This is a genomic window from Sphingomonas montana, from assembly GCF_001956315.1.
Lineage (GTDB): Bacteria > Pseudomonadota > Alphaproteobacteria > Sphingomonadales > Sphingomonadaceae > Sphingomonas_R > Sphingomonas_R montana.
In genome coordinates this window covers 331,437-356,061 of record NZ_KV887144.1, presented here as the reverse complement: position 1 = coordinate 356,061, position 24,625 = coordinate 331,437, and the positions used below count along the sequence as shown (strand labels likewise).

Genomic DNA, 24,625 nt, shown 5'->3' with positions numbered 1-24,625 from the left:
AGTGCCATGAATATGTCTGGAACGGGCAGGGGCAACGACAGGACCGCGACGCGCGGACTATTCCTGACAAGCGTCAGCATATTGACGTTGTTGACGTCCGGGACCGCTTACGCGCAGGCCGGAACTGCGCCGCCGGCGACACCGGTCGACAGCCCGGCGTCGCAGTCGGTCGTCGGGGCGCCGGACGCCGCGCAGGCCGGAACCGGCGAACTGAATTCTACGCAGGCGGAGCCGGGGCAGGACATCGTTATCACGGGCAGCCGCATCCGTAGCTCCACGATTACCGCGTCCTCCCCGTTGCAGGCCGTGACCGCGGAAGATATCGCGAACACCGGCCGCGTCGACATTCAGGAGGTGCTGCAGCAGAACCCGGCATTCGGCGTTCCTGGCCAGTCGCGCACCACGTCCAACTTCGGCGCCACCAGCGCGGGCATCGCAACCGTCAACCTGCGCAACCTGGGCGCGAACCGGACGCTCGTGCTGATCGACGGGCGTCGCGTCGTGGCCGGTGTTCCGGGCAGCGCGCAGGTCGATCTCACCATGATCCCGACGCCGTTCATCGAACGGGTCGAAGTGCTGACCGGTGGCGCATCGGCAGTCTATGGGTCGGACGCGATCGCGGGCGTCGTCAACTTCATCTACAAGAAGAATTTCGACGGCCTCGAACTGAATGCCCAGACGGGCATTTCGGAAGAAGGCGACGACGACCAATATTCGGTCAACATGACAGTTGGCAAGAATTTCGACGATCGGCGCGGCAACATCCTGTTGTACGGCGGCTGGAGCAAGCAGGGTAATGTTCCCTCCTTCGCGCGGGCGCGCAGCCGGACCGACCAGACGAGCATCGGCGCCCTCCAGCGGAGCAACGCCCGGACCGATGCGAACCTGACCGCCGCGCAGAATTTGTTCTTGGCGCAGCCCAATCGATCGACTGTCGTTCCGGCCAGCACGTTCAATGCCGGCACAGGCAACTTCATCGTTGATTCAAGCGGAACCGTGCGCCCCTTCGTCGGCGCGACCGACGGTTTCGACCGCACCCCGTTTCAGGGCATTTCGGTGCCGCTGGAACGGCGCATCTTCGCGGGCCGCGTGAATTACGAAGTCAGCAGCGGCATCAGCCTGTTCGGCGAGGGCACCTATGCCAACGTCACGTCGCGCGCGCTGCTGGAACCGTCGCCGCTGGTTCCGACCGGTGCGCTCGGCCTCTTCCGCCAGGGCAACGGCCGCTACAACATCGAACAGGTCGTCACCAACCCCGGCAACCCGCTGCAGTCGACGCGGGTCATCAACCCGTTGGTGCCGACCGGCCTGTACAATGTGGCGACCGATACCAATGGTGACGGTTTCCGCGACATCGCGGTTTCGCGCCGGCTGGCCGAATTCGGGCAGCGGTTCGGCACGTTCGACCGCACCACGCTCCGCATGGTGGTGGGCGCCGAAGGCAAGATCGGTTCGAACTGGAACTGGGAAGCATCGTACAACTGGGGCAAGACCAAGGCATCGAGCAGCCTGAGCGGTCTCATCAACCAGGACCGCGCCGTGCTGGCGCTGGATGCGGTGCCCGACGTGTACGACGCCAACCGCAACGGCAACACGACCGAGGCGATCTGCGCCAGCGTCGAGGCGCGCGCGCAGGGCTGCGTGCCCTATGACGTCTATGGCGCGGGCAGGGTTTCGACCGCGGCGCTGGATTATCTGCGCGCCATATCGACGCGCGACGCCGAACAGACGCTGCAGGTGGCGGCCGCCAACCTCTCCGGCACGCTGTTCGCGCTGCCAGCGGGTGACGTGGCAATCGCGGTGGGTGCCGAATATCGCACGGAGAAGAGCAGCGAGATCTTCGATCCGCTCTCCAACGCGGCACGCAACTCCTACATCCAGCAGACGAACACGTCCGGCCAGTTCAACGTGAAGGAAGCGTATGGCGAGATCGTCGTTCCACTGATCCACGATACGCCGTTCATCAACCAGCTCGACATTCGCGGCGCGGCCCGCGTCTCCGACTATTCGACGGTCGGGACCTTCTACGCCTACAATGTGGGTGTCGAATGGTCGCCGGTGCCGGACATCCGGTTCCGCGGCGTCTATGCACAGGCCGTTCGCGCGCCTAACATCGGCGAACTGTTCGCAGCACCTTCGGTCAGCATCGGCTCGGTCAACGATCCGTGCGCGGGCGTCACGCTGACCAGTGGCGGGACGACGGGCGCGGTGTGCCGCGCCAACGCGGGCGTGCTGGCCAATATTCAGCAGAACGGCGTGTTCACGTTGAACCAGTCTGATCTTCAGGGCGTCGGCGGCCTGAACGTCAGCAACCCGAACATCCAGGAAGAGTCGGCGCGGACCTGGACGCTGGGCGCCGTCATCAATCCGACGTCGATCCACGCCTTGCGCAACGTCACGCTCACCGTGGATTACTACAACATCAAGCTGAAGGACGCGATCGCGCGGACCAGTCGCGATTTCATTCTGCAGCAATGCTATCTGAACAACGATCCGACCTTCTGTTCGCTGATCTCGCGCCGGACGGTCGCGTCGGGACCCTATAGTGCAGGCTCGGTGCAGCAGGTCGACTCCGCGCTGATCAACAGTGGCGGCCTGTCGACGGAGGGGATCGATACCACCTTATCCTATCGCCAGAGCCTGGCCGATCTGGGTCTGGGCAACGGTTCGGCGACGTTCTCGGCAAGCTACACGCACCTGTTCCGGCAGGGCGGGGTGCCACTGTCCGGCGCGGCATTCGACTCCACGGCGGGAGAGATCAACAATCCGCGGGATCGCGCACAGGTCGTGGTCGGGTATGACAATGACAGCTTCGGCATTACGTTGAACGGTCAGTATCTGGGCGCATCCTATCTGGATGACCAGTATCGTGCGCGCTTCCTGCTGGCCGATGGGTCCTTGCCCGACAAGAAGTATTTCCGGGTGAAGTCCAAGTTCTACACCGACCTCCAGATGCGGTGGAACATCGACAAGCGGTTCGAACTTTATGCCGGCGCGAACAACCTGTTCGATACGCAGCCGCCACGCGTCATCACGGGCCTGACCGGCAGCGTCACGGGTACCGAGACCGCGTCCGGAACCTATGATCCGATCGGCCGCCGCTATTATACGGGCGTCCGCCTGAAGCTCTGATTTTTCGACTTCCCCTTACCCCGGGGGAACTTGGGCGGTGCTGCGGCACCGCCCCTTTTTTTGTCCGTTTGAGATTTGGCGGTTGACGACGTCAGGTCTAACTACGCCCATGCGCGCGCAGTCGAGGCAAGCCTGCCCGAGCGCAGCCGAGAGGCGCTGTTGCCTGTCTTCGCTGCGCTCGACGTCGCTCGACGGGCGGTTCAACCTGTAACTATGCTGCCCCGGCCGCGGGATCGATCAGACCCAGCCAAGCGTTATCGCGGCCCTGGCGCCGGGACCCAGAGTCCCACACGTTGCGTGTGCCGCTTTGGATCCCGGCGCCAGGGCCGCGATGGTCAGTCCTGATCGAAACCGACTGTGAGTTACGGCTCGGCGACCCGGGCGGATCGCCGAGGTCTAGGCAGCCGCCTGTTGCGCGCGTTCCAGTTCGTCCAGCGACTTGCCCTCGTTCCGGGGGGCCCAGATGAAGCCGATCAGGCCGCTGAGGAACAGGAAGCCGGTGAGGATCCACGCGAGCGTGCTGAAACCGGTGGCGGTCAGGATGGGGACGAAGAAGCTCCAGAAGCCCAGCGTGATGCGAACGATCGCGAACATCAGGCCCTGCGCGGTGCTGCGCAGCAAGGTCGGGAACATCTCCGAACTCCAGAGCTGGAAGAAGCATTGCGCGCCGAACCCCTGGCCGACTGCCATCAGCAGGACATGGACGATCGCGATGTTCAGCGTCAGCGGGAAGATCGCCAGCAGCGCCATGCCGACCACCTGCATGACGGCGGAGACCAGGAACAAGAGACGCTGATTCACGCGATCCGAAATGCGCATGAAGATGAAGCCGATCGACAGCATGCCGACGAAGAAGCTCAATGTCTGCACCGCGACGGCAGTCGCCTGGCTCTGATCGCCGACGGTGCGCAATATGTAGGGGAAGAAGAAGCCGTTGGTGCCGGCCCACAGGTTCCAGAACATGTACATCCCGACCAGGAACGCCATCGATCCGATGTGCTGGCGGGTGAACAGGTCGCGCCAGCGTCCCTTCTGCGGCGCGGCCGCGGGGTGCGCCGGATCGGCATGCGCAAGGTCGGGCTGGGCCTGCGCTTCCAGCCAGCGTTCCGATTCGTGCATGTTGGACCTGAGAAAAGTCAGCGCGACGGCCAGCACCGCCAGATGGGCGAAGACAATTCGCGCGCCGAGCAAGCCGAGCGGCGCGAGCACCAGAAACATCAGCAGGACGACGACGGGCCCAAGATACCAGAGCAATTGCGCCACGCCGCTGTGCTTGCCGCGTTCGCGGTCCGGCGCCATTTCGGCGATGAGCGACCAGGATGCGGGAATGTCCGCCCCGACCGCCAGCCCGACCAGGAAGAAGCCGACGACGATCATCCAGACGTTGACCGCGAAGACCAGCCACAACATGCCGAACGCGTAGAACAGCATGTCGTATTGGTAGATGCGCTTGCGACCGAACAGATCGCACAACCGGCCGCCGATCAGCGCGCCGACCCCAGCGGAGATCGCATTCGGGCCCAGTGCGGCGATCAGTCCGACCAGACCCGGACTGATCTTGTAGGCTTCCATCCACAATGCCAGCGCCGCCGCACCCGCGACGATCGACCCCGCGTCGATATAGTTGGCGAGCCCGGCCAGAATGGTGTTCTTCCAGTCGGTGGCGCCGGTTCCGGCCGCATGTTTCGACGGATCCGCACTGCTCGTCACTCTCTCGCCTCCCTTTGGACGCCCACCCTATCGCAAGCGGGTCGTCAGATGGCTTGCGTATATGATAGTATTAATTGATGGTCTAGAGAATGGTTCGGCCGGGCGCCGAAAGCGAGGATCAGATCATGACCGTGACACGCCGCACGCTTCTGCATGGTGCGATCGTCGCCGGTGCCGTAACGGCGGCAGCGCCCGCGGCCGTCGGGCGCGAGCCGCAGGTCGAACGCTGGGCGATCCACGAAATCAGGCTGGACGGACCCGCCCAGGGCAATCCGTTCGACGACGTACAGGTCGCGGCGATCTTCATCTGCGGCGATCGCCAGGTGCGGGTGCCGGGCTTCTACGACGGCGACGGCGTGTATCGGATCCGGTTCAGTCCGGGCGATCTTGGCCGCTGGACGTGGCGCACCGCAAGCAATGTCGACGCGCTGGACGGGCGCGCCGGTGCGGTGCGGTGCGTGCCGGCCGGCCCGGACAATCACGGCCCGGTCCGCGTGACGCGCGATGGATATCATTTCGCCTATGCCGATGGCACGCCGTTCCGGCAGATCGGCACGACCAGCTATTCCTGGGCGCTGCAATCCGACGCGAAATGCGCGCAGACGCTGGAAACGCTGCGGACGGCGCCGTTCAACAAGATCCGCATGTGCGTGTTTCCGAATGTTCCCTCGGTCGCGACCGATCCCTTCGTCCGCACCGGGCCCGGCCTGCGCGACTGGGATCCCACCCGGTTCGACCCTGCGTTCTTCCGGCGGTTCGAAGATCGTATCCGGCGCCTGGGCGAACTAGGGATCGAGGCGGATATCATCCTCTTCCAGCCCTATGACGAGAAGCGCGGCTATTCCGACATGGGCCGCGCCGACGACGAACGCTATCTACGTTATATGGCGGCGCGGTTCGGGGCATTCCGCAACGTCTGGTGGGCGATGGCCAACGAATATGATGCGGTGAAGTCAAAGTCGGTGGCCGACTGGGATCATCTGTTCGGGGTGCTGCAGGCCGTCGATCCCCACGACCGGTTGCGGTCGATCCACCAGCTGAACGTCTATTATGATCACCGCAAACCGTGGATCACGCATGCCAGCGTGCAGAATGGTGCGGCTGTCCTGGACGACGGACGGGTCGAACTCCATCGTGCATTTGCCTTGAAGCCCGTTATTTTCGACGAGGTCTGTTACGAAGGCAATTCGACCAAGCGCTGGGGCAACCTGACGGGCGAGGAGATGGTCGAACGCTTCTGGTGGGGGGCCGTCGGCGGCGCCTATGTCGGCCATAGCGAAACGACGCAGGCCGAGCGCAACGCCGATTTTTCCTGGCTGGGACAGGGCGGTACGCTGTCCGGGACTAGCCCGCCGCGGCTCGCCTTCCTGGCGCGCATCCTGGGCGAGGCACCGCGTCCAGGGATCGATCCGATCCAGGCATGGTGGAACTACCATCTCGGCGGAAAGCCGTTCGAACAATATCTGCGGTACTTCGGTTCGGCCCGGCCGACAGAATGGCCGGTCGTCCTGCCTGGTCGCGGGGCGGAGGCGCTGTGCCGGTATCGGGCGGATATCATCGACACCTGGGCGATGACGGTGACGCCGGTGCCGGGCGTGTTCACGATGGCGCGACGCAACGACTATGACGTTCACGATCCGGCCCGACCGACCATCGCGTTGCCGGGCCGGCCCTATATGCTCGTGCGGCTGATGCGCGTCTGAGCCATGTCGGGTCGGGGCCGGATCAGGCCCAGTCCCGGCGGCGGCTGGTCGCGCCGATCCCGGGGTTCAGGCGGTTGGTGGGATCGAGCGATCGGTAGAAGTCCGCCAGCGGCGGCTTGGCGGGGTACAGGTGTCCGACATTATGTTCGGCGGGATATTCCGCGCCGCGCAGGTCCAGCAATTCCCACATCCGGTGTTCGATCGCGATCGGATCATGGCCCTTCGCCACGACATAGTCCTGATGCAGGACGTGGCATAGGAAATGCCCGTAATAGAGCTTGTGCAGGATGGCTGCATCGAGATCCGCCGGCAGTGTTTCGAACCAGGTGCGGGCGTTGCGGGGGAGCGCGATGTCCAGCGCGACGATGTCGGCGACCGCGTCGGGATGGATCGTGCGGTAGCGGACCGCGGCACCCGCGGTCACGAACCTGTGCAGGAACGCGTCGGCGGCCTCCGTCTCAGTACATTCGAACATCGCGCCGGCCGCCGACGGGAAGACGTCCTCCAGCAGCACGCGGGTCGATGCCTGCGCGTCGGCCCCCACCTTCAGCAACAGATGATGTTCGTAGTTGTCGCGAAACGCACGCATCCGTGGCGGCAGATGATCTGGCAAAAGGCGACCGAACGCCTGCATCAGCCGGTCGCTCGTGCTGCTTTTCAGGCCGAGCCGCGCGGCCAGAGTGTCGAACCGTGCCTTCACCGCGTACAGCATCGGCAGGCGGTCGGTGCCGAGCCGCTTGATCGCCAGGAAACTGTCCTTGCCGTACCGCGCGGCGATGTCGAACGCGTCGCGGTGGATATATTCCGCCGCGATCGGCAGCGGACATTCGGGGGCAAGCAGCCGGTGGCGCAGCGTGGCCAGTTCGTCCGGATCGTTGGTGCCGATATAGAATGTCGACGTCGCCAGCTCGCGCGCGAAGGTGTCCAGCCGGACGGCGAACACGATGACGCGGCCCGCGCTGCCCGACGCGCCGGACAGGCGCCGGGCATCCGCGTTGAAGCGGGCAGGCGTATCGGCGGTGACATCGCGGACATGCGCGGCATAGCCCTTGTCCGAAGCGGTGCGGACCGGATCATGCACGACGTCGCCATCGCCGAAATCGCCGCGGTCCAGCCGGCCGAGGATTGTTTCGGCATCCTCGCCCAGCCGGACCCCGAGCTGATCGACCAGTTCGATCGTCCCGCCCACGTCGATCCGGGCGTAGAGCGCATATTCGGTGTATGCCGGCCCGCGCTTCACCAGCGCGCCGCCGGAATTGTTGCACACCCCGCCCACCACGGACGCGCCGAAACAGGAAGAGCCGATCACCGAATGCGGTTCGCGATCCGTCCTGGCCAACCGCCGTTCCAGCTGGTGAAGCGTCGCCCCCGGCAGGCAGATGACCTGCCGGCCACCGTCGATCAGGTGCAACCGGTCCAGCCGTGTCGTGCTGACGATCACCACGGGCCGATCATAGCGTCCGTCGGGGGTCGATCCACCGGTCAGCCCGGTGTTGGCGGCCTGGACGATCACGATCACGTCCGCCGTGACGCAGGCCTGAACGACGCGCCACATTTCGACGAGGCCGGCCGGGCGGACGACGGCCAGGACCGGCCCACCGCCGAACCGGTATCCTTGCGAATAACGCCGCGTCCGACGGGCCGTCGTCAGCACATGGCCACGCCCCGCAATCCCGCGCAGCGCATCGATCAGTTTGGATGATTCATCGGCAACGTCCACTACGCCGCAATAATACTATTAAAATACAAAACCAGAGAAAATAACGGGCTTGCCGTTTGTCGGTCGGCGGTTTCAGAGATCCCGCAGGTCGCGCCAATAGGCGAGGGTCTTGATGACAGCGCGCATCGCTTCCGCCGCGCCATCCTCGTCGCCGGCCTCGATCGCATCGACGATCCGTTCGTGGCTGCGCACGTTATGATCGTGCAGCACCGGATCGTCGATCGGCGAACTCATCGTGAAGGACGCGACCAGCGCGGTTTCGATGACCGCGGAGATGGATCGCATCAGCACGTTGCCCGATGCCGCACCGATCGCCTGATGAAAGGCCAGGTCGGCTTCGGCGAACTGACGGCGGGTGCTTGTTGCCACCCGCATCGCCGCCACGGCGTCGCGCAGTTCGGCAACTGCCTCTGGCGTCCGGCGCAGCGCCGACAGGGCGGCCGCGCGCGGTTCGATCGCCAGCCGGATCTCGGTCAGGTCGCGGTGGAACGCTTCGTCCAGTCCCTGTGAGATCTTCCACGACAGCACATCGGCATCGAACAGGTTCCAGCGGGTGGGATCGAGCACCTTCGTACCGACCCGCGTCTTGGACACGATCAGTCCTTTGGCGGTCAGCGTCTTCAGCACTTCGCGCAGGACGGTGCGCGAAATGGCGAAGCGAGCCAGAATGTCGGCTTCGTTGGGGATCTTGGAGCCGGGCGGATAGGTCCCGTCGATGATCTCGACGCCGAGCGTCCGTGCCACCTGATCGTGGCTGGACAGTGCCGTTTCACTGAACGTGTCGAAGCTCTTTGACGGGGTCACGTGGTAGTGCTCCGGGTGCGTGCCGACCGCGGGCTACCGCGCGCAGCCGCCGGTAAGGCGGGGTCACAGGCCGACGTCAACGCGATCAAGGCTTTGGAAACAGACAGGATTTCAGGCGCTTTCGCAGAGTTGCTAAGTCCACACCGCGGAACCGTGTCAGACAATCGGGCGTCACTTAGCGACTGCGATTGATAGAACAAGCACCCCGTCGTTACAATTGCGACGTTAGGCATGCGAAAGTCCGATCCATCCATCCAGGCCTAGCGGAAGACATGCCGAGTTGCGACTTTGCCTCCAGCCACTCCGGGCAGCGGCGTGGATCGCCCGTCATGGCTCAACCCGACACGCGGACTTCCGACCACGCCCGCAGTTCGGGAGCGGACCCGACGTCAATGGCAAGGCGGCTGGTTGCGCCCTACTCTTGGCATGTCCAAGACGTTTTCCAACTGCACGCAGGGTGCGGGTTGGTTTGTGGAGAGTCGATGCCTTGGTGCGCCCAGGCTTGTGCGTGTTGTGGTACTTGTCCGGAGGACCGCACCCAGTCACTCGCCCGGGCGGTCAGGACCGTTTCCAATCCAATGTTCGATCGGATCTGCTGACATGACGCAATTCGATGTATATCCCTGCGGACGAACAATGGTCCACCGCCCACCCAATATTCCGGTGCCAGATGAGCGCACCGCCGTCATGCAAGCCGACATGCCCCGGGATCGCAGCTGATATGGCACCAGAGATCGAAGTCCTCAGCGTGCGGGATCGCCATTACCGTCTTGTCGTCGATAGTCCGATTCCGTCCGTCATCAGCGATCCGCGCTTGCCGGACAATCCGATCGTCGCCTGCAACGACGCATTCTGCGATCTGACAGGGTATCCGGTGGAGGATGTCGTCGGCCGTAACTGCCGATTCCTGGCAGGTCCCGCGACCGAGCCCTGGCTGACCGAGGAGATCCGGCGCGGCGTGCGGGAGCATCGTCCGGTGCTGGTGGAGATCCTGAACTACAAGCGCAGTGGTCAGCCCTTCCGCAATGCCGTCCTGGTCGCACCGATCTACGACGAGCAGGATGCTCTGTTGTACTTTCTGGGATCGCAGATCGAAATCCACGCCGGTGCGTCGTCGCCGTCGAGCATGCGGCGCATCCGTGCCGCAGAAATGGTGAAGGCGCTGTCGCGCCGGCAGGGTCAGATCCTGAAGCTCGTCGCAAACGGGCTGCTGAACAAGCAGATCGCGACCGAACTCGGTCTGGCCGAAAAGACCGTCAAGATGCACCGCGCCATCCTGATGAACCGCCTCGGCCTGCATACGACGGCCGACCTGATCCGCCTTGCCGTCGAGGCCGGTTTCTAGCGCCCGTGCTCGTGGGATACCGTACAAGGTCCGTATCGCCGACATGCTGAGGTCGGCGTATCCCTGCCGGGTCGCACGGCGGTACGGCGGTACGGGTGCATACTCCGCACTTCAGTGTGATGTGCGACGTTTCTGTCGCGCATCGGTTGCCGCAGTGACGACGTCTGGGGGATCAACGATCGGCGTCTGACGATCCAGCGACCTCCCGCAAAAATTCCTGTCCAGCGCCGCTGCGCTGGGAATCACTGCGACGGAGACTTCGATGGATATCGTGACACCCTTTCAATATTCTCTCATCTACAATGCCTTCTCCTTCACCTTTGCGGCCATGGGTGCGGCAACGGCGTTTCTCTGGCTCAGTCGGTCGCAGGTTGCACCCGCCTATCGGACCGCGTTGACCATTTCGGGCCTCGTCACCGGGATCGCGGCCTATCATTACTACCGTATCTTCGAGAGCTGGATCGCCGCCTACACCTTCGGTAACGGCGTCGTCACCGCCACCCCCTTCGCGTTCAACGATGCGTATCGCTACGTCGACTGGCTGCTGACCGTCCCGCTGCTGCTGATCGAGCTTGTGCTGGTCATGCGGCTGTCGCGCGAGGAAACCATGTCGAAGTCGATCCGGCTCGGCTCCGCCGCCGCGCTGATGATCATACTCGGCTATCCGGGCGAGATCTCGGGCGATATTCCGACCCGCGTCCTGTGGGGCACCCTGTCGTCGATCCCGTTCGTCTACATCGTGTGGGAGCTGTTCAGCGGTCTCGGCAAGTCGATCGCCCAGCAGCCGGCCTCCGCGCAGGGCCTGGTCCGGGCGGCCCGCCTGCTGACCTTTGCATCGTGGGGCTTTTATCCCATCGTTTACATGGCCCCCTATGCCGGGCTGACCGGCGGTTCCGTGACCACGGCGATCCAGATCGGGTACACGATCGCGGACATCGTCGCCAAGGTCGGCCTCGGAATCTTGATCTTCCTCATCGCGGTCCGCAAGTCGGAGGCCGAGGCCGACGGGCACAAGGGATACGCCGCCTGATCTCATGGTGACGTCGGCCTACCTACCTCCGTCATCGCATCGCCGTGCCCTCCCGGGGCGCGGCGACGTCGTTTATCCGATCTATTGGATCGCGGCGGCGGCGTTGATCGTCGCCGCTCTGCTCGGCCTGCCGCTGAACCAACCGGCGGCAGTGGCCGGCGCCACTCTCGTGTTCATCGGTGGCGGGCTCCCGCACGGGGCGTATGACATCGCGCTCTTGCGGCGGTCGGTTGCGTTGAACCGGTCCGCGCTGTGGCGCGCCGTCGGCGGCTACGTCGCGGTCGCGATGGTGATGGTGCTGCTCTGGATGACCGTGCCACTGGTGGCGCTGGTACTGTTCCTGGCGGTTGCCTCGGTGCATTTCGGCGAGGACTGGCCCATGCTCGAGGAGCCGCTGTTGCGGGTCGCGGCGGGCGCGGCGGTCATCGCGGCGGCCACGATCGGTCACCGCGAAGACGTGTCGGCACTGTTCGTCGCGATGAGCGATCCGCGCGCTGCGGTCATCGCTCAGATCGTCACCGCGGCGGCCCCGGTCACGTTGCTGGTCACCATGGTCGGCATAGTCCTTGCCTGGCGGGAGGGAAGCCGTGATTGGGCCGCCGCGATGGCCCTGTGTTTCGTCCTGCTGGTGGCCTTGCCGCCGGTCGCCGGTTTCGCGCTGTTTTTCGTTTTCCTGCATTCGCCGCGGCATCTTGCACAGACGCGCGCGCTGTTGCGGGACATGACGCTCGTGCGCTGGATCGGCACCGGCGCGCTGCTGTCCGGATTGGTCATCCTCGGCTGGTGGGGTATGCGGATAATAGCGCCGTCACGTTTTGATCCGTCAGTCGTTGCACAGGCATTCCAGTTGCTTGCGTCGGTAGCGGTCCCACATCTGCTGCTGTCGCGCTGGCTCGAACGCCGGCTGATCGCCGCCCCTTTTTCCGAAGGCAAGACATGAACTCCGTACCCCGTCGTACAGCGATCGTCATCGGTTCCGGCATTGGCGGCATAGCCTGCGCGATCCGCCTGCAGAGCCTGGGGTTCGACACCAGGATCGTCGAACAACTGGACGACGTCGGTGGCCGCGCCTACGTCCGGCGCGCGCAGGGTTTCACGTTCGACATGGGGCCGACCGTGCTGACCGTGCCGCATTTCATCGAGGAGCTGTTCTCGCTGGAACGCGACGTGGCGATGCTGACCGCGCCCGACTTCCCGGCCGGCGTCTTTGCGGACGGCCAGCGCGTCCGTTCCGGCATAAGCGGCGGGTCCAACACCAGCCGCTATCTCGACATCGTCCCGGTTCTGCCCTTTTACCGCATCTATTTCGACGACGGCACCTTCTTCGATTACGACGCCGACCCGGTCAATGTCCGCGCGCAGATCGAACGGCTCGCGCCCGAGGACCTCGACGGCTATGACCGTTTCCACGAGGCGGCGCGCGCGATCTTCCAGCGTGGATTTCTCGAACTCGGCTACACCTATTTCGGCAGCCTCGGGTCGATGCTCGCGGTCGTGCCGGATCTGCTCCGGCTGGGTGCCGTGCAGCCGCTGTTCTCGCTGATCAGCAAATATTTCAAGAGCGACAAGATGCGGCAGGTGTTCAGCTTCGAACCTTTGCTGATTGGCGGAAACCCGCTGAAGGTGCCCGCCATCTACGCGATGATCCATTTCGTCGAGAAAACCTGGGGGGTCCATTATGCGATGGGCGGCACCGGCGCGCTGGTTCGCGCCCTGATCGTCAAGTTCGAGGAACTGGGCGGATCGGTGCAGCTACGTGCCGAGGTCGCGCGGATCGATGTCGAGAAGCGCGGTGGCAAGCGTGTCGCGACCGGCGTGACGCTCACGACGGGCGAAACCCTGGCGGCCGACCTGGTCGTTTCCAACGGAGATTACGCCACCACCTATCTGAAGCTGATCGACAAGGCGCACCGCCGGATCAATCGCGATGCCGTGGTCAAGTTTCGCAAGCAGAGCATGTCGCTGATGGTCATCTATTTCGGCTACGAGAAGCGCGACGGCGATCCCGATGTGCGGCACCACAACATCATTCTCGGCCCGCGGTACGAGGAATTGCTGACCGATATCTTCGAACGCAAGATCCTTGCCGACGATTTCTCGCAATATCTCCATATTCCGACGCTTACCGATCCAAGCCTGGCGCCACCGGGACATCATGCCGCCTATACGCTGATCCCGGTGCCCAACACGCTGGGCGATATAGACTGGGATGCGGTGGGCGAGGGGTTTGCGGATAAGGTGCTGAATTTCCTGGACGACCGCGGCTATATTCCGGGTTTGCGCGAACGACTGGTCTATCGCAGCTTTGTCACGCCCGATTATTTCGAACAGGTGCTCGGGGCCTATGCGGGCAACGGGTTCGGGGTGGAGCCACGGCTGACCCAGACCGCATTCTTCCGCCCGCACAACCGCAGCGAGGACGTGGCCAACCTGTATCTGGTCGGGCAGGGCACCCAACCGGGCGGGGGAACTCCGTCGGTGATGATGTCCGCCAAGATGACCGCCCGGGAAATAGCGCGAGATTATGCGGTCGACCCGAAGGTCGTCGCGGGAATGCCTGCCTAGCGTCGGGCGGACAGCTGGCGCTCTCGGTCCTTGATGCGAGCAGCCAGTCGCCGACCGCTCTGATCCGAGTTTCGTTGGGTAATCTCGTTGCGACCCGCGATGCTTGGCCCCGGCGCGGACTTGGCGCAGGCCGTGGTCGATAGGTATGAGTGGTCGCAGCGTCTCGCTGGCTAGGCGGGGCGCGACGATGGCAGTGCACGTACGCCGCCCACCCGGTATCAGGTACGATCGGGATTGCACCGGCGACCGGGGGCATCGCTGCCACCGGTCGCCGGCGTCGGGGGTTCAGCCCTTGGGCAGCAGGACGGTATCGATGACGTGGATCACGCCGTTCGTGCATGCTATGTCGGCGGTCACGACCCGCGCGCCATCCACGGTGACGCCATCGGTACCGTCGACATGGACGGTCGAGCCGCTGGCCGTAGTCGGGTCGAGCATCTGGCCCACGACATCGGCGGCCATGACCTTGCCCGGCAGGACGTGCAGCAGCAGGATCGCGGTCAGCTTGTCCTTGTTCTCGGGCTTCACCAGCTCATCTACCGTGCCTGCGGCCAACGCCGCGAACGCATCGTCCGACGGCGCAAAGACGGTGAACGGTCCGTCGCCCTTCAGCGTATCGCCGAGGCCGGCTGCGGTGACGGCAGCGACCAGCGTGGTGAAGGATCCCGCGGCGACGGCAGTATCGACGATGTCATGTGTCGTATCGGTCATGTCTGTTCCTCGATTTCGGCAGGGTTCAGGGCGGAACGGACAGTCCCGGATGCCTCAAATGGAAGGACCCCGCCGGCTCGGCTGGCTTCCACGCGATGCCCGTCGCATCGGCGACCATCTTCCTCAATACGGGCTTTGAACCATCTTGCGTGATCGCACCGCCGTACGTGATCGAGTGGCAGGACCTCGCCGGATCGAACACGGCTGGCGGGGCGGCAATTCGCAATATGAACGCATGTCGACCCTGCCCACGGTCGGTCCGACCGAGGTGATCGGCACGTCGCAAATCGATCGCCGAGGCGATGCCGAACACGGAGCAGGCGCAGGACATCGCCAGCACCGCGAGCGGGACGACCGGCCGGACGTCATCGAGCGTCCCGAGGTCAGACCAGCGGTGAAAAGTCTATTCTATCGGCTACCGCTGTCCCGAGCGGACGCCCACAACAGGCCCATTTCACGGTCGAGCGCGATCGGGTCGAGCCGGTACAGGCCGGAGCCCGGATAGAAGGTCATCTCGCTGAATTTGGGCTGCCCGGCGACCTCGTAGAAATCGACCCGGACGAAGTCGAAGTCCTTCGCCAGCGTCTCCGCCGCATCGATCATGGCCGGTAGCGAGACCGGTCGGCCGGGAACCGTGCCGCTGCGGCTCCCATTGCCCCCGGCCGCACGCCAGTCTCGATCGACGACGATCCAGCGGTGCGCGGTCTCGCGCGCCAGATGGACCTGGACGAAGGCCACACGCCCGCCGAAGACGAACAGCTTATAGTCGATCGGCAGCGCGCCGTCAGGGCCGATGAACGGTTCGATCAGCACGCCGGGCGGGATATGGGCATACAGCCACTCGTCCAGCCAATAGCCATAGCGACGCGAAACCCAGCGGTCGGCGCGGCGGCGCAGGGCTTGCCAGTCGACGTCCGGAGAGCGGACGAACGCGCGCTGATTGCACCCGTGCCGGCTCTTCACGACGAACGGACGTGGGAAGTCGGGCCGGTCGGGCAGAGCCGTGCCGTGCCACAGCGTCGGGATGATCCAGTCGTCGCCCAGGATTGTCGCGACATGCTCCTTCGCCGTCACCTTGTCGGCCAGGCCGGGATAGCGCGGATCATGATCGTGCAGCTTGCGGTGCTGCACATATTCGGTGAACAGCCGCGGTTCCGCAATCCGGGCGGGGCGGCCGTGGCTGTAGAGATAGGTCAGCTGGACGCGCAGCCAGGGAAGCGCGGTGGGCCGGTGGCCTGCCCGCCGCGGGGCCGTCGGGATCAAGGCGGCGTCCCGTCCTGTCGGTCGTTCGGCTTTGCGGGCGTCATGGCGTCGGCGTTCCTTCGGAGATATCCGTCGCTGAACACGCGAAGCGCCGTTCCGGGCCATATGGTTGGTGAACGGTTTACCATCGGCGTCGACGGCCGGTTGCGCCCGGCGACGATGACCGTATGTGGATCGGATGAGCCTTTCAAAATCCGACGATACCCTGCTCGCGCTTTCCGGGAAACTGGTCGCGCAGGGCTATCACCATGTCACGCCGACACCAGACACGCATCGCCGCGTGCTGGCCCGGACGCCGGGGCGCACCGCCCGGTCGCTGACGGACATTTTCGGCTGGAGCCTGCCGTTCGACGACGCCACGATCTCCGCCGATATCCGGGACGCGTTGCGCGATGCCGGGATGCTGGACGAGACGGACGGAACGTTGCGTAGCGCCCTGCGACTGTCGACCGTCCGGGACGTCGCCTTCTGGCATTCCGCCTTTCCCACGGCCGGCACCGACGCCGTGTTCCTGGGGCCGGACAGTTACCGGTTCGCCAACCTGATCGCGGACGAACTGGCGGCGCGGCCATTGTCCGGTGCTGCACGGATCGTCGATATCGGCGTGGGCGCAGGGGTCGGCGCGGTCACGGCCGCGACGCTATGTCCCGTGGCGACGGTTATGGCGACCGACATCAACGCGCAGGCGTTGCGGCTGGCCCGCGTGAATGCCGCGGCGGCGGGTTTCCGGATCGATACCGTCGAAACCAGCGGCCTGGACGATGTTGCCGGCCCGTTCGACCTTGTCCTGCTCAACCCGCCCTATCTGATGGATGACGACAGCCGCGCCTATCGCGATGGTGGCGGGATGCACGGCGCGCAGCTGCCGTTCGACCTGACCGTCGCGGCGCTCGGCAAGCTGGCGGCGCAGGGCCGGCTAATCCTGTATACCGGCAGCGCGATACTGGACGGTCAGGATCCGTTGAAGGTCCGGCTGGTGCAGGCGGCCGCCGACCATGGCTGCGCGCTACGCTACCGCGAGATCGATCCCGACATTTTCGGCGAGGAACTGGACCGGCCGCAATATGCGGCGGTCGAACGCATCGCGCTGGTGTCAGCCATCTTCACGCGCGACTGAACGGCCCGCCAGTCGCACCACCGCGAGGTCGGCGGTGACGTTGCCGAACGTGCGGAAGATGTCGGGCAGCGATTCGACCGCGAGCAGCACGGGCAGGAGGGTGATCGGCACGCCCATCGCGACGCAGACCGGCGCGATCGTGGCGAAGAACGAAACCTGCGCCGGCAACCCGACCGCCGCCAGGCTGACGGCCGCGGCGGTGACCGCACCGACCGCCAGCGTCGCGGCCGTCAGCGGCACGCCGTGCAGATGCGCCAGATAGACCGCGACCGCCATGTTCGCCGCCGCGCTGGCCGCGCGGAAGATGGACACGGCGAGCGGGAAGATGACGCCGGCGGCATCGCGATCGACCTGCAGCGCGGGGGCGGCATCGATCATCGCCGGCAGCGACGCGAGCGAGGATTGGGTGCTGACGGCGACGACTTGTGCCGGCAGGGCGGCGCGCAGGAAGGCAAGCGGTGAAATCCGTCCCGCCACGATCGCCGCGACGACCGCGAGCAGCGCTGCGGACAGACAGGCGACCGCGACGATCAGCACATAATGGAGCAGCGTCCCGGCCGCCCCCAGCCCGAGCTGCGCCCCGACCGCGATCCCCAGCGCGAAGACGCCGAGCGGGGCCAGCCACAACACCCATTCCACGATCACCAGCATGGTTTCGACGATACCGCGGAACGCGGTCAGCAGCGCGATGCGGAGCGGTGCGGCGATGCGCGCCACCGCGAAACCGAACAGCAGGGCGAAAACGACGAGCGGCACCATCGCGGTGTCGGCGGCCGCCTTGATCGGGTTCGTGGGAATGAGGCCGGCGACCCAGTCGGACGCACCCGCCGTCGGAGCAGGCGGCGAGGCGGCGGCAGCGCCGCCGAGCAATCCCGCCGACGCGGCCGGCGGCCATACGGCGAGCAGGCCCGACGACAACAGCGCGCTGACCACGCAGGCCGCGACCAGCAATATGGCGAACCACAGCAGCGCCCGCCGCGCGATCCCGCCGGCCGACGCGCTTTCGGCTGCGCTCGCGATACCCGTTACGAGCAGCCCGAAGACCAGCGGCACGACGGTCATCGTCAGCCCGTTCAGCCACAACCGGCCGACCGGCGTCGCCACCGCCAGCGCGTGTGCCAGCAACGCGGGTTGCCGGTCGGCCAGCACGGCCCCGAGCAGGACGCCGCCGACCAGCGCCGCGAAGATCCGCGCCGACCGTCCGCCGGGCATGGACCGCCGCACGTCTCCGCTCGTGGGCTCAGTCGCGACCATCAGGCCACCCCGGCGCGTCGGATATCATACGGCATGCGGCAGGGCGTCGGCATGGGGGGCGTCTCCAGCAGGTCGGCTCAGTTATCGCTGCGATGTAGCGAAGATTTGCGCGTCGCGCCTTGATCGACACTAATCACCGCCGGATTGCCTGACTGGCTATCGGCCCGTGACTGTATCGAACAGTCCGACTCTAGCGTCCCGTTCGGCTCGAGCCTGTCGGGATCATTGCGCCGGGTTTTCGGCAGGCTCGACCCGAACGGGCAGAGCGGGTATCGCATTCGATGCGATCGCGCCCTACCGCCGGCGGACGAGCTTGCGGAGCGCGCGGGAGAGTTCGTCGATCGAATAGGGTTTGCGGACCAGTTCGAAGCCGTGCGTGCCGGTCTGGGCGAGCACCTCGCTGTAGCCGCTGGTAAGGATGACGGGGATCGTGGGATAGAGCCGCGCAATCTCCTGCCCCAGCTCGATCCCGGACATGCCGGGCATCATCACGTCCGAAAACACGACGTCGAACCGTTCGGCGGAGGCGGCAAGTTCGGCAAGCGCCTTCTGTCCGTCCATGGCCAGCACGGTCTGGTAGCCGAGTTCCAGCAGGGCCTGCGTCGCGAACATGCCGACGTCCGGATTGTCCTCGACCACCAGCACGCAGGCATCCTCGCCGATCGAGGGCGCGTCGTCGCCTGCCATGTTCGACAGGGTCCGGTCGTCGGGCGTGACCTGCGGCAGATACAGCGTGAAGGTCGCGCCGTGGCCTTCGCGGCTTTCGACGAAGATGTCGCCGCCGGACTGCTTGGCGAACCCGAACACCTGCGACAGGCCAAGGCCGGTCCCTTCGCCGATGCCCTTGGTGGTGAAGAACGGTTCGAAGATCTGGTCGATCCGGTCCGCCGGGATGCCGGAGCCCGTATCGGTCAGCGCGATGGTGACGAACCGGCCGGTGATGGACGGATGCGTGCGGATGGCGGGCATGCGCGACGTCGTACCGACCGTGATCGTCAACGCGCCTTCGCCGTCCATCGCGTCGCGCGCATTCACCGCCATGTTCACGACGGCCGTGTCGAACTGGCTGCGATCGGCATCGATGTAGCAGGGTTCGGGCGCCAGCCGCACCGCGACCGTGATACGCGACCCGGTGAGCGTGCGGATCATGTCGCTGACCGCGCGCACGCTCTCGCCGGTGTCGAATATCTCGGGTTTCAGTGACTGGCGGCGGGCGAAGGCGAGCAGCTGGCCGGTCAGTTTGGTGGCGCGGTCCGCCGTGCTGGCAATCGCGTCTATATAGCGCCGGCGGCGTTCGTCAGTCACGTTCGGGCGGCGCAGCAGATCGATCGAGCCGCGGATGACGGTCAGCAGATTGTTGAAATCATGCGCGACGCCACCGGTCAGCTGACCGATCGCCTCGACCTTCTGTGACTGGCGAAGCTGGTCCTCGGTCCGGCGCAGCGTTTCGGTGGCCAGCTTGGCATCGGTGATGTCGCGGCCGATCGCGTAGATATCCCGTTCCGAAGGGCGCGCCACCCAGGAGAACCAGCGCGTTGTGCCATTCTTGTGGCGGTAGCGGTTTTCGAGCGTTTCAAGAGCGTCGGAACGCGCCTGATCCAGCGCCTCGACCGTCCGTTCTGTATCATCCGGGATGACCAGATCAGCGATGAAACGGCCGACCAGTTCGTCTGGAACATGGCCCAGCAGATCGGTCCACGCCGGATTGACGCGTTGGACGATGCCGTCGAAATCGAGCACGAGCAACAGGTCGGGCGACGTTTCCCACAGCCGGTCGCGTTCCGCAGAGGTGATCGCGAAGTTCCGTTCGAGCAGCGCGTTTGCGGCCGCCAGTTCGGCCTGGCTCTGGCGCAGCGCCTCGTCCGCCAGGCGCTGGTCGGTCCGGTCGCGCAGGACCTTCACGAAACCGACGACCGAACCGTCGTCGTTGAGCAGCGGGGTCAGCTCGCCATTGGCCCAGAACCGTTCGCCCGACTTGCGCTGGTGCCAGCGCTCGTCGTTGCCGACGCCGGTTTCCAGGGCCAGCCGCATTTCGGTCCGGGGCCGGTCAGCCGTGCGGTCTTCCGGCGTGAAGAAGCAATCTATCGGCTGCCCGCGCATCTCCGCCTCGGTCCAGCCTAGGATACGCTCCGCGCCGGCGTTCCAGCGGGTCACCCGGCCTTCGCGGTCCGTCGCCAGGATCGCATAGTCGATGGCGCTGTCCAGTATCTGGCGGTTGCGCGCCTCGCTGTCGCGCATCGCGCGGTCCGCCATGACCGAACTGGTCGTTTCGTTGCACGCGCAGAAGAAGCCCGCGACCTGCCCCCCGTGCAGCCGGACCGGCGTGTAGGAATAGGCGAAATGCGTCTCTTCGGGATATCCGTTGCGTTCCATCATCAACATGATGTCGTCGGTGTGCGTCGGGATGCCGGCATAGGCGTCCGCCACCAGCGGCCGCAGATCGTCGGCGATCTCGCTCCAGACCTCCAGAAACGGCCGGCCGAGCGCGGCGGGATGGTGGCCTTGCAGGATCGCGGCATAGTGATCGTTATAGATCAGCCGCTGGCCGGGGCCCCACACGACGAACATCGGCTGGTTCGCGCCCAGGATGACGCTGACCAGCGTCGTCAGCGCCTCCGGCCACTCGGCGGGATTGCCCAGGTCGGTATCGAACCAGTCATATGCCCGGATCCGTCCCGCCAGCTCGCCTTCGCCGGCCATAAACCTCAGCATTCCGCGTCGCAGTCCTTCGTTTGGTGGACCGCGTCTAACGAAGCGATCCGCCCGTCACCACGAAAATTTACCCAACCTACCGCAGGTCCGGCGGGTCAGCGGGCGGTCGCCACCGCTTTGGCGACTAGGCCGCGGTGCATGACGAAATCGACATGTTCGAGCCGGGTGACGTCCTGCAGCGGGGAACCGGTGACCGCGATGATGTCGGCGGTCTTGCCGGGTGCCAGCGTGCCGATGTCGGTGCGGCCCAGCAGGTCCGCCGCGCCGACCGTCGCCGCTGCGATCGCCTGCGCCGGGGTCAGGCCGTTCCGCACCAGCAGCGCGAATTCGGTCGCGTTGTCGCCATGTTTCGACACGCCGGTGTCGGTGCCGAACGCGACCTTCACGCCGGCGGCATAGGCACGCCGGTGGTTCGCGGCCATCGCGGCGGCGGCTTCCTCCGCCTTTACGATGGTGGCTGGGGGCAGGGCGCCGCCGCGCGCCTGCGCCAGCGCGGCCACGGGCGCGATCTCGGTCGGCACCAGCCAGGCGCTCTTTGCCTTGAACAGCCGGATCGTCTCGTCGTCCAGGAACGTGCCATGTTCGATCGAATCGACGCCCGCCTCCAGCGCCGCCTTCGTCCCCTCCGCCGCGTGGCTGTGCGCGGCGACCTTGCGGCCGAGCATATGGGCAGTGTCGATGATCGCGCGCATCTCCTCCGGTGTCATCGCGCGGCCAAGCCCACCGCTGACGTTCGACAGGACGCCGCCCGTCGCCGCGAACTTGATGACGCGGGCGCCCAGCGCGACCTGCGCCCGCACCGCGCGGCGGCACCCGTCCGGGCCGTCGCACAGATTGACCTCCGTCTTGTGGACCATGTCGGCAAATGCCTCCGCCAGTCCGTTTCCGCCGTCGCCGTGCCCCCCGGTCACGGAGATCATCTCGCCCGCATTGGTGATGGTCGGCCCCTCCACCTCGCCCGCGTCGATCGCGTCGCGCAGCGCGCGGATGCCGCGCGGGTCGCCGCCCAGATCGCGGACCGACGTGAAGCCGGCGGCCAGCGTCGTCCGCGCGTTGGCGACCGCGGTCATCTCGTCGTCGAACCGGTCGCGGGTCATCGCCCCCAGCCGCGCGCGCATCGGATTCCCGCCGATCCCCCAGAGATGGACGTGCATGTCGACAAGACCCGGCAGGACGAAGGCGTTGCGCAGGTCGATCAGCGTCGCGCCCTGTTCGGGCGCGACGAAGCCGGGGCGCACGTCCGCCACCTTGCCGTCGCGCACGATCAGCGTGCTGTTGCCACGCGGCGGCTGGCCGGGCCGGTCGAGCAGCGTGCCGGCGTGGATATAGGTAATGGCCGGGCGTGCGTCCTGCGCCAGCGCGGGTGCCGCGACGGTGGCCGCCAGTGCGACCAGAAGTGCCTTCATCATCGGTTCGTCCCCCTGTGCGCCCGGCCTTGTCCGGTCGGGCTTCGTCTTCAGACTGATTATTGCGCGCGGACGGGTGCCGCCGACAAGCGATAGCGGTCGAACCAGGCGATGATCGCTGCGGCCTTCGCCGCGGATTGCGACGGGCGGGCCGTGAAGCCGCCATGGCTGGCGCCCGGCACCTTGACGAGCGCGGTCGGCACCCCGCGGATCTGAAGCGCGGCATAATATTGTTCGGATTCCGAAACGGGCGTGCGGTAATCGTCGCTGCCGACCACCACCAGCGTCGGCGTCTTGACGTTGCCGACCAGGCTGAGCGGCGATCGGTTCCAGTAGCTCATGGGATCTTCCCACGGCAGCTTGCTGAACCAGTAGCGCGAGGTGAACAGCGTATTGTCCATCGTCAGCGCCTCGCTGACCCAGTTGATGACCGGCTTCTGCGTTGCGGCCGCGCGGAACCGGTCGGTCTTGCCGACGATCCACGCGGTCAGCACGCCGCCGCCCGACCCACCGGTGACGAACAGGTTGGCGGGATCGGCCGTGCCGTCCGCGATCGCCGCATCGACCGCGGCGATCAGGTCGTCATAGTCGGCGGACGGGTAATTCTTGTCGATCAGGTTCGCGAATTCCGCGCCGTAGGAGGTCGATCCGCGCGGATTGGTCCACAGCACCGCATAGCCGGCGGCGGCGTAAAGCTGCACGTCCGTCGCGAAGCTGGGACCGTAGGCGCTGTTCGGGCCGCCGTGGATTTCCAGGATCAGCGGAGCACGCTGCCCCGCGACACGGCCCGGCGGCGTCGCGATCCAGGCATCGATCGCGCGACCGTCCGGCGCGGTGACCGCAATCCGGCGAACGGGCGCGAGGGCCTTCGCGCCCGTCATCACGGCATTGAGATCAGTCAGCCGGCGGGATCTGCCGCCGCTCCAGATCCAGATGTCGGCGGGTGCGGTCGCATCGCCGCCGGTATAGGCGATCGTCCCACCGCGCGAGACCGAGAATTCGCCGCCGGTATAGGGCCGGTCGAGCATGCCGCCCGCAGCGTTATCGATCAGCGGCGTCGTCCGGCCGTCGAGCGCGATGCGTGCGATCCGCCGCCGGCCGCGGTCGTCGTAACTGGCGTAGAGGCTGCGCCCGTCCGCGTCCCACACCGCATCGTCGATGGCGCGGTCCAGCGGTGCCGTAAGCGAGCGCGGCCCGCCGGCGTTCCGGTCCCCGACGTAAAGCTGCGTATTCTCATAGCTGCGCCTCTTGTCGTCGAAACCGAGCCAGGCGATGCGGGCACCATCGGGCGAGACGAGCGGCTGGCCATCCGGGCCGTTGCGCGTCGTCAGCGTGCGCAGCGTACCGCTCGCCACGTCGACCGCGATCACGTCCGAGTTCATGACCTGCCGTTCGGCATCCGGGCCGCGGATCGCGGCGAACACGATCTCGCGCCCGTCCGGTGTCCAGGACAGCGGGCCGCCATCGTCGAACGCGCCGAACGTCAGCTGGCGGGCCGCGCCGCCGTCCGCCGCGATCACGAACAGATGGTCGTGGCCGGGCTTGGCGTAGCCGGGGCCGTCGTTGCGGTAGTTGACCCGGTCGATCACCACCAGCGGCTCGGCCCATTTGGCCCCCGCCGGCTTCGGCGGCGCCTTGCCCAGCGTCGTCGCTTCGCCCGCCGCGTTCGCGACATAGGCCAGGCGCGTGCCGTCCGGCGACCAGGCGAGCGCCTGCGGATCGCCGGGGAAACTGGTGATCCGGGCGCTGGCTCCGGTTGCCAGCCAGCGGACGAACAGTTGCGAACTGTCCCCGTCGCCGGCGGAGTAGGCGATGCGCGTCCCGTCGGGCGACCAGCGCGGGTTCGACCCTTGCGCGGCCAGCGGCGACTGGCGTCCCGACGCGACGTCGATCAGCCACAACGACGACTGCATCCGGTCCGTCATCACGTCGGCGGTGCGGCGGACATAGGCGATAGTCCGGCCGTCCGGGCTGATCTGCGGATCGGCGGCGATCGAAAGACCGAACAGGTCCGATCCGGTAAAGGCGCGCGTCGGACCGGTGGCGGGCGCGGCGCCGGGCGGCTGCTGCGCGATGACTGCGGCGGAGGGGGTTATGGCGGCGGCGAGCAGCAGGACGGCAAGGGACAGACGCAAATGAGCTTCCTTGAATGA

Annotated in this window: 16 protein-coding genes; 7 read left to right on the top strand and 9 right to left on the bottom strand. The window is 66.0% G+C overall.

The features are described from left to right. Nucleotides 1–6 precede the first annotated feature (6 nt). Nucleotides 7–3,132 carry a TonB-dependent receptor domain-containing protein gene (locus BKY59_RS06260; RefSeq protein WP_083671912.1) on the top strand — a complete coding sequence of 1,042 codons (3,126 nt, stop codon included), beginning with the start codon at nt 7–9 and terminating at the stop codon, nt 3,130–3,132. 396 nt (nt 3,133–3,528) lie between these two features. Here the strand turns inward: BKY59_RS06260 and BKY59_RS06255 are convergent, their stop codons facing one another. Continuing rightward, nucleotides 3,529–4,842, bottom strand: a complete 1,314-nt coding sequence (locus tag BKY59_RS06255; protein ID WP_076069572.1) for an MFS transporter — start codon at nt 4,840–4,842, stop codon at nt 3,529–3,531. A 125-nt stretch (nt 4,843–4,967) separates the two neighbouring features. Here BKY59_RS06255 and BKY59_RS06250 point away from each other — a divergent pair, with 125 nt between their 5' ends. Beyond that, complete coding sequence (locus BKY59_RS06250) at nt 4,968–6,545, top strand: DUF5060 domain-containing protein (RefSeq protein WP_076069840.1); 1,578 nt, start codon at nt 4,968–4,970, stop codon at nt 6,543–6,545. Nucleotides 6,546–6,567: 22 nt separating this feature from the next. On the opposite strand, the gene dld is transcribed toward BKY59_RS06250, so the two are convergent. Beyond that, on the bottom strand, nt 6,568–8,265 hold the full coding sequence (gene dld, locus BKY59_RS06245) for a D-lactate dehydrogenase (RefSeq protein ID WP_076069569.1): 1,698 nt from the start codon (nt 8,263–8,265) through the stop codon (nt 6,568–6,570). 72 nt (nt 8,266–8,337) lie between these two features. Then, the gene (locus BKY59_RS06240; RefSeq protein ID WP_076069567.1) at nt 8,338–9,069 is read right to left on the bottom strand and encodes a FadR/GntR family transcriptional regulator; all 732 of its coding nucleotides are present in this window, start codon (nt 9,067–9,069) and stop codon (nt 8,338–8,340) included. Between the two features lie 721 nt (nt 9,070–9,790). Here BKY59_RS06240 and BKY59_RS06235 point away from each other — a divergent pair. The 4 genes from BKY59_RS06235 (at nt 9,791) to crtI (ending at nt 14,009) form a co-directional block, all read left to right on the top strand. Continuing rightward, nucleotides 9,791–10,414 carry a LuxR C-terminal-related transcriptional regulator gene (locus tag BKY59_RS06235; protein ID WP_076069564.1) on the top strand — a complete coding sequence of 208 codons (624 nt, stop codon included), beginning with the start codon at nt 9,791–9,793 and terminating at the stop codon, nt 10,412–10,414. A 262-nt stretch (nt 10,415–10,676) separates the two neighbouring features. Then, on the top strand, nt 10,677–11,444 hold the full coding sequence (locus tag BKY59_RS06230) for a bacteriorhodopsin-like (protein ID WP_076069562.1): 768 nt from the start codon (nt 10,677–10,679) through the stop codon (nt 11,442–11,444). A gap of 4 nt (nt 11,445–11,448) precedes the next feature. After that, nucleotides 11,449–12,384, top strand: coding sequence for a Brp/Blh family beta-carotene 15,15'-dioxygenase (locus BKY59_RS06225; protein ID WP_076069559.1), 936 nt, complete (start codon nt 11,449–11,451; stop codon nt 12,382–12,384). Beyond that, complete coding sequence (gene crtI / locus BKY59_RS06220; protein ID WP_076069555.1) at nt 12,381–14,009, top strand: phytoene desaturase family protein; 1,629 nt, start codon at nt 12,381–12,383, stop codon at nt 14,007–14,009. The genes BKY59_RS06225 and crtI overlap by 4 nt, the downstream gene beginning before the upstream one ends. 285 nt (nt 14,010–14,294) lie before the next feature. Here the strand turns inward: crtI and BKY59_RS06215 are convergent, their stop codons facing one another. Beyond that, nucleotides 14,295–14,720: a fasciclin domain-containing protein gene (locus tag BKY59_RS06215; protein ID WP_076069552.1), complete on the bottom strand. Its 426-nt coding sequence runs from the start codon at nt 14,718–14,720 to the stop codon at nt 14,295–14,297. Between the two features lie 408 nt (nt 14,721–15,128). Then, entirely contained in the window at nt 15,129–15,983 is an 855-nt protein-coding gene (locus tag BKY59_RS06210) for an ATP-grasp fold amidoligase family protein (protein ID WP_240499981.1), read from the bottom strand. 178 nt (nt 15,984–16,161) lie between these two features. Here BKY59_RS06210 and BKY59_RS06205 point away from each other — a divergent pair, with 178 nt between their 5' ends. Next, nucleotides 16,162–17,100, top strand: a complete 939-nt coding sequence (locus BKY59_RS06205) for a methyltransferase (protein ID WP_076069549.1) — start codon at nt 16,162–16,164, stop codon at nt 17,098–17,100. On the opposite strand, the gene BKY59_RS06200 is transcribed toward BKY59_RS06205, so the two are convergent. The 4 genes from BKY59_RS06200 to BKY59_RS06185 form a co-directional block, all read right to left on the bottom strand. Then, nucleotides 17,077–18,324, bottom strand: a complete 1,248-nt coding sequence (locus tag BKY59_RS06200) for a dicarboxylate/amino acid:cation symporter (RefSeq protein WP_240499980.1) — start codon at nt 18,322–18,324, stop codon at nt 17,077–17,079. The genes BKY59_RS06205 and BKY59_RS06200 overlap by 24 nt on opposite strands. Before the next feature lie 324 nt (nt 18,325–18,648). Next, complete coding sequence (locus tag BKY59_RS06195; protein ID WP_129586218.1) at nt 18,649–21,066, bottom strand: PAS domain S-box protein; 2,418 nt, start codon at nt 21,064–21,066, stop codon at nt 18,649–18,651. Nucleotides 21,067–21,161: 95 nt separating this feature from the next. Then, a complete protein-coding gene (locus tag BKY59_RS06190; protein ID WP_076069544.1) occupies nt 21,162–22,475 on the bottom strand; it encodes a metal-dependent hydrolase family protein in 1,314 nt (437 codons plus the stop codon). 56 nt (nt 22,476–22,531) lie between these two features. After that, the gene (locus BKY59_RS06185; RefSeq protein ID WP_076069541.1) at nt 22,532–24,607 is read right to left on the bottom strand and encodes an alpha/beta hydrolase family protein; all 2,076 of its coding nucleotides are present in this window, start codon (nt 24,605–24,607) and stop codon (nt 22,532–22,534) included. Nucleotides 24,608–24,625: the final 18 nt, after the last annotated feature.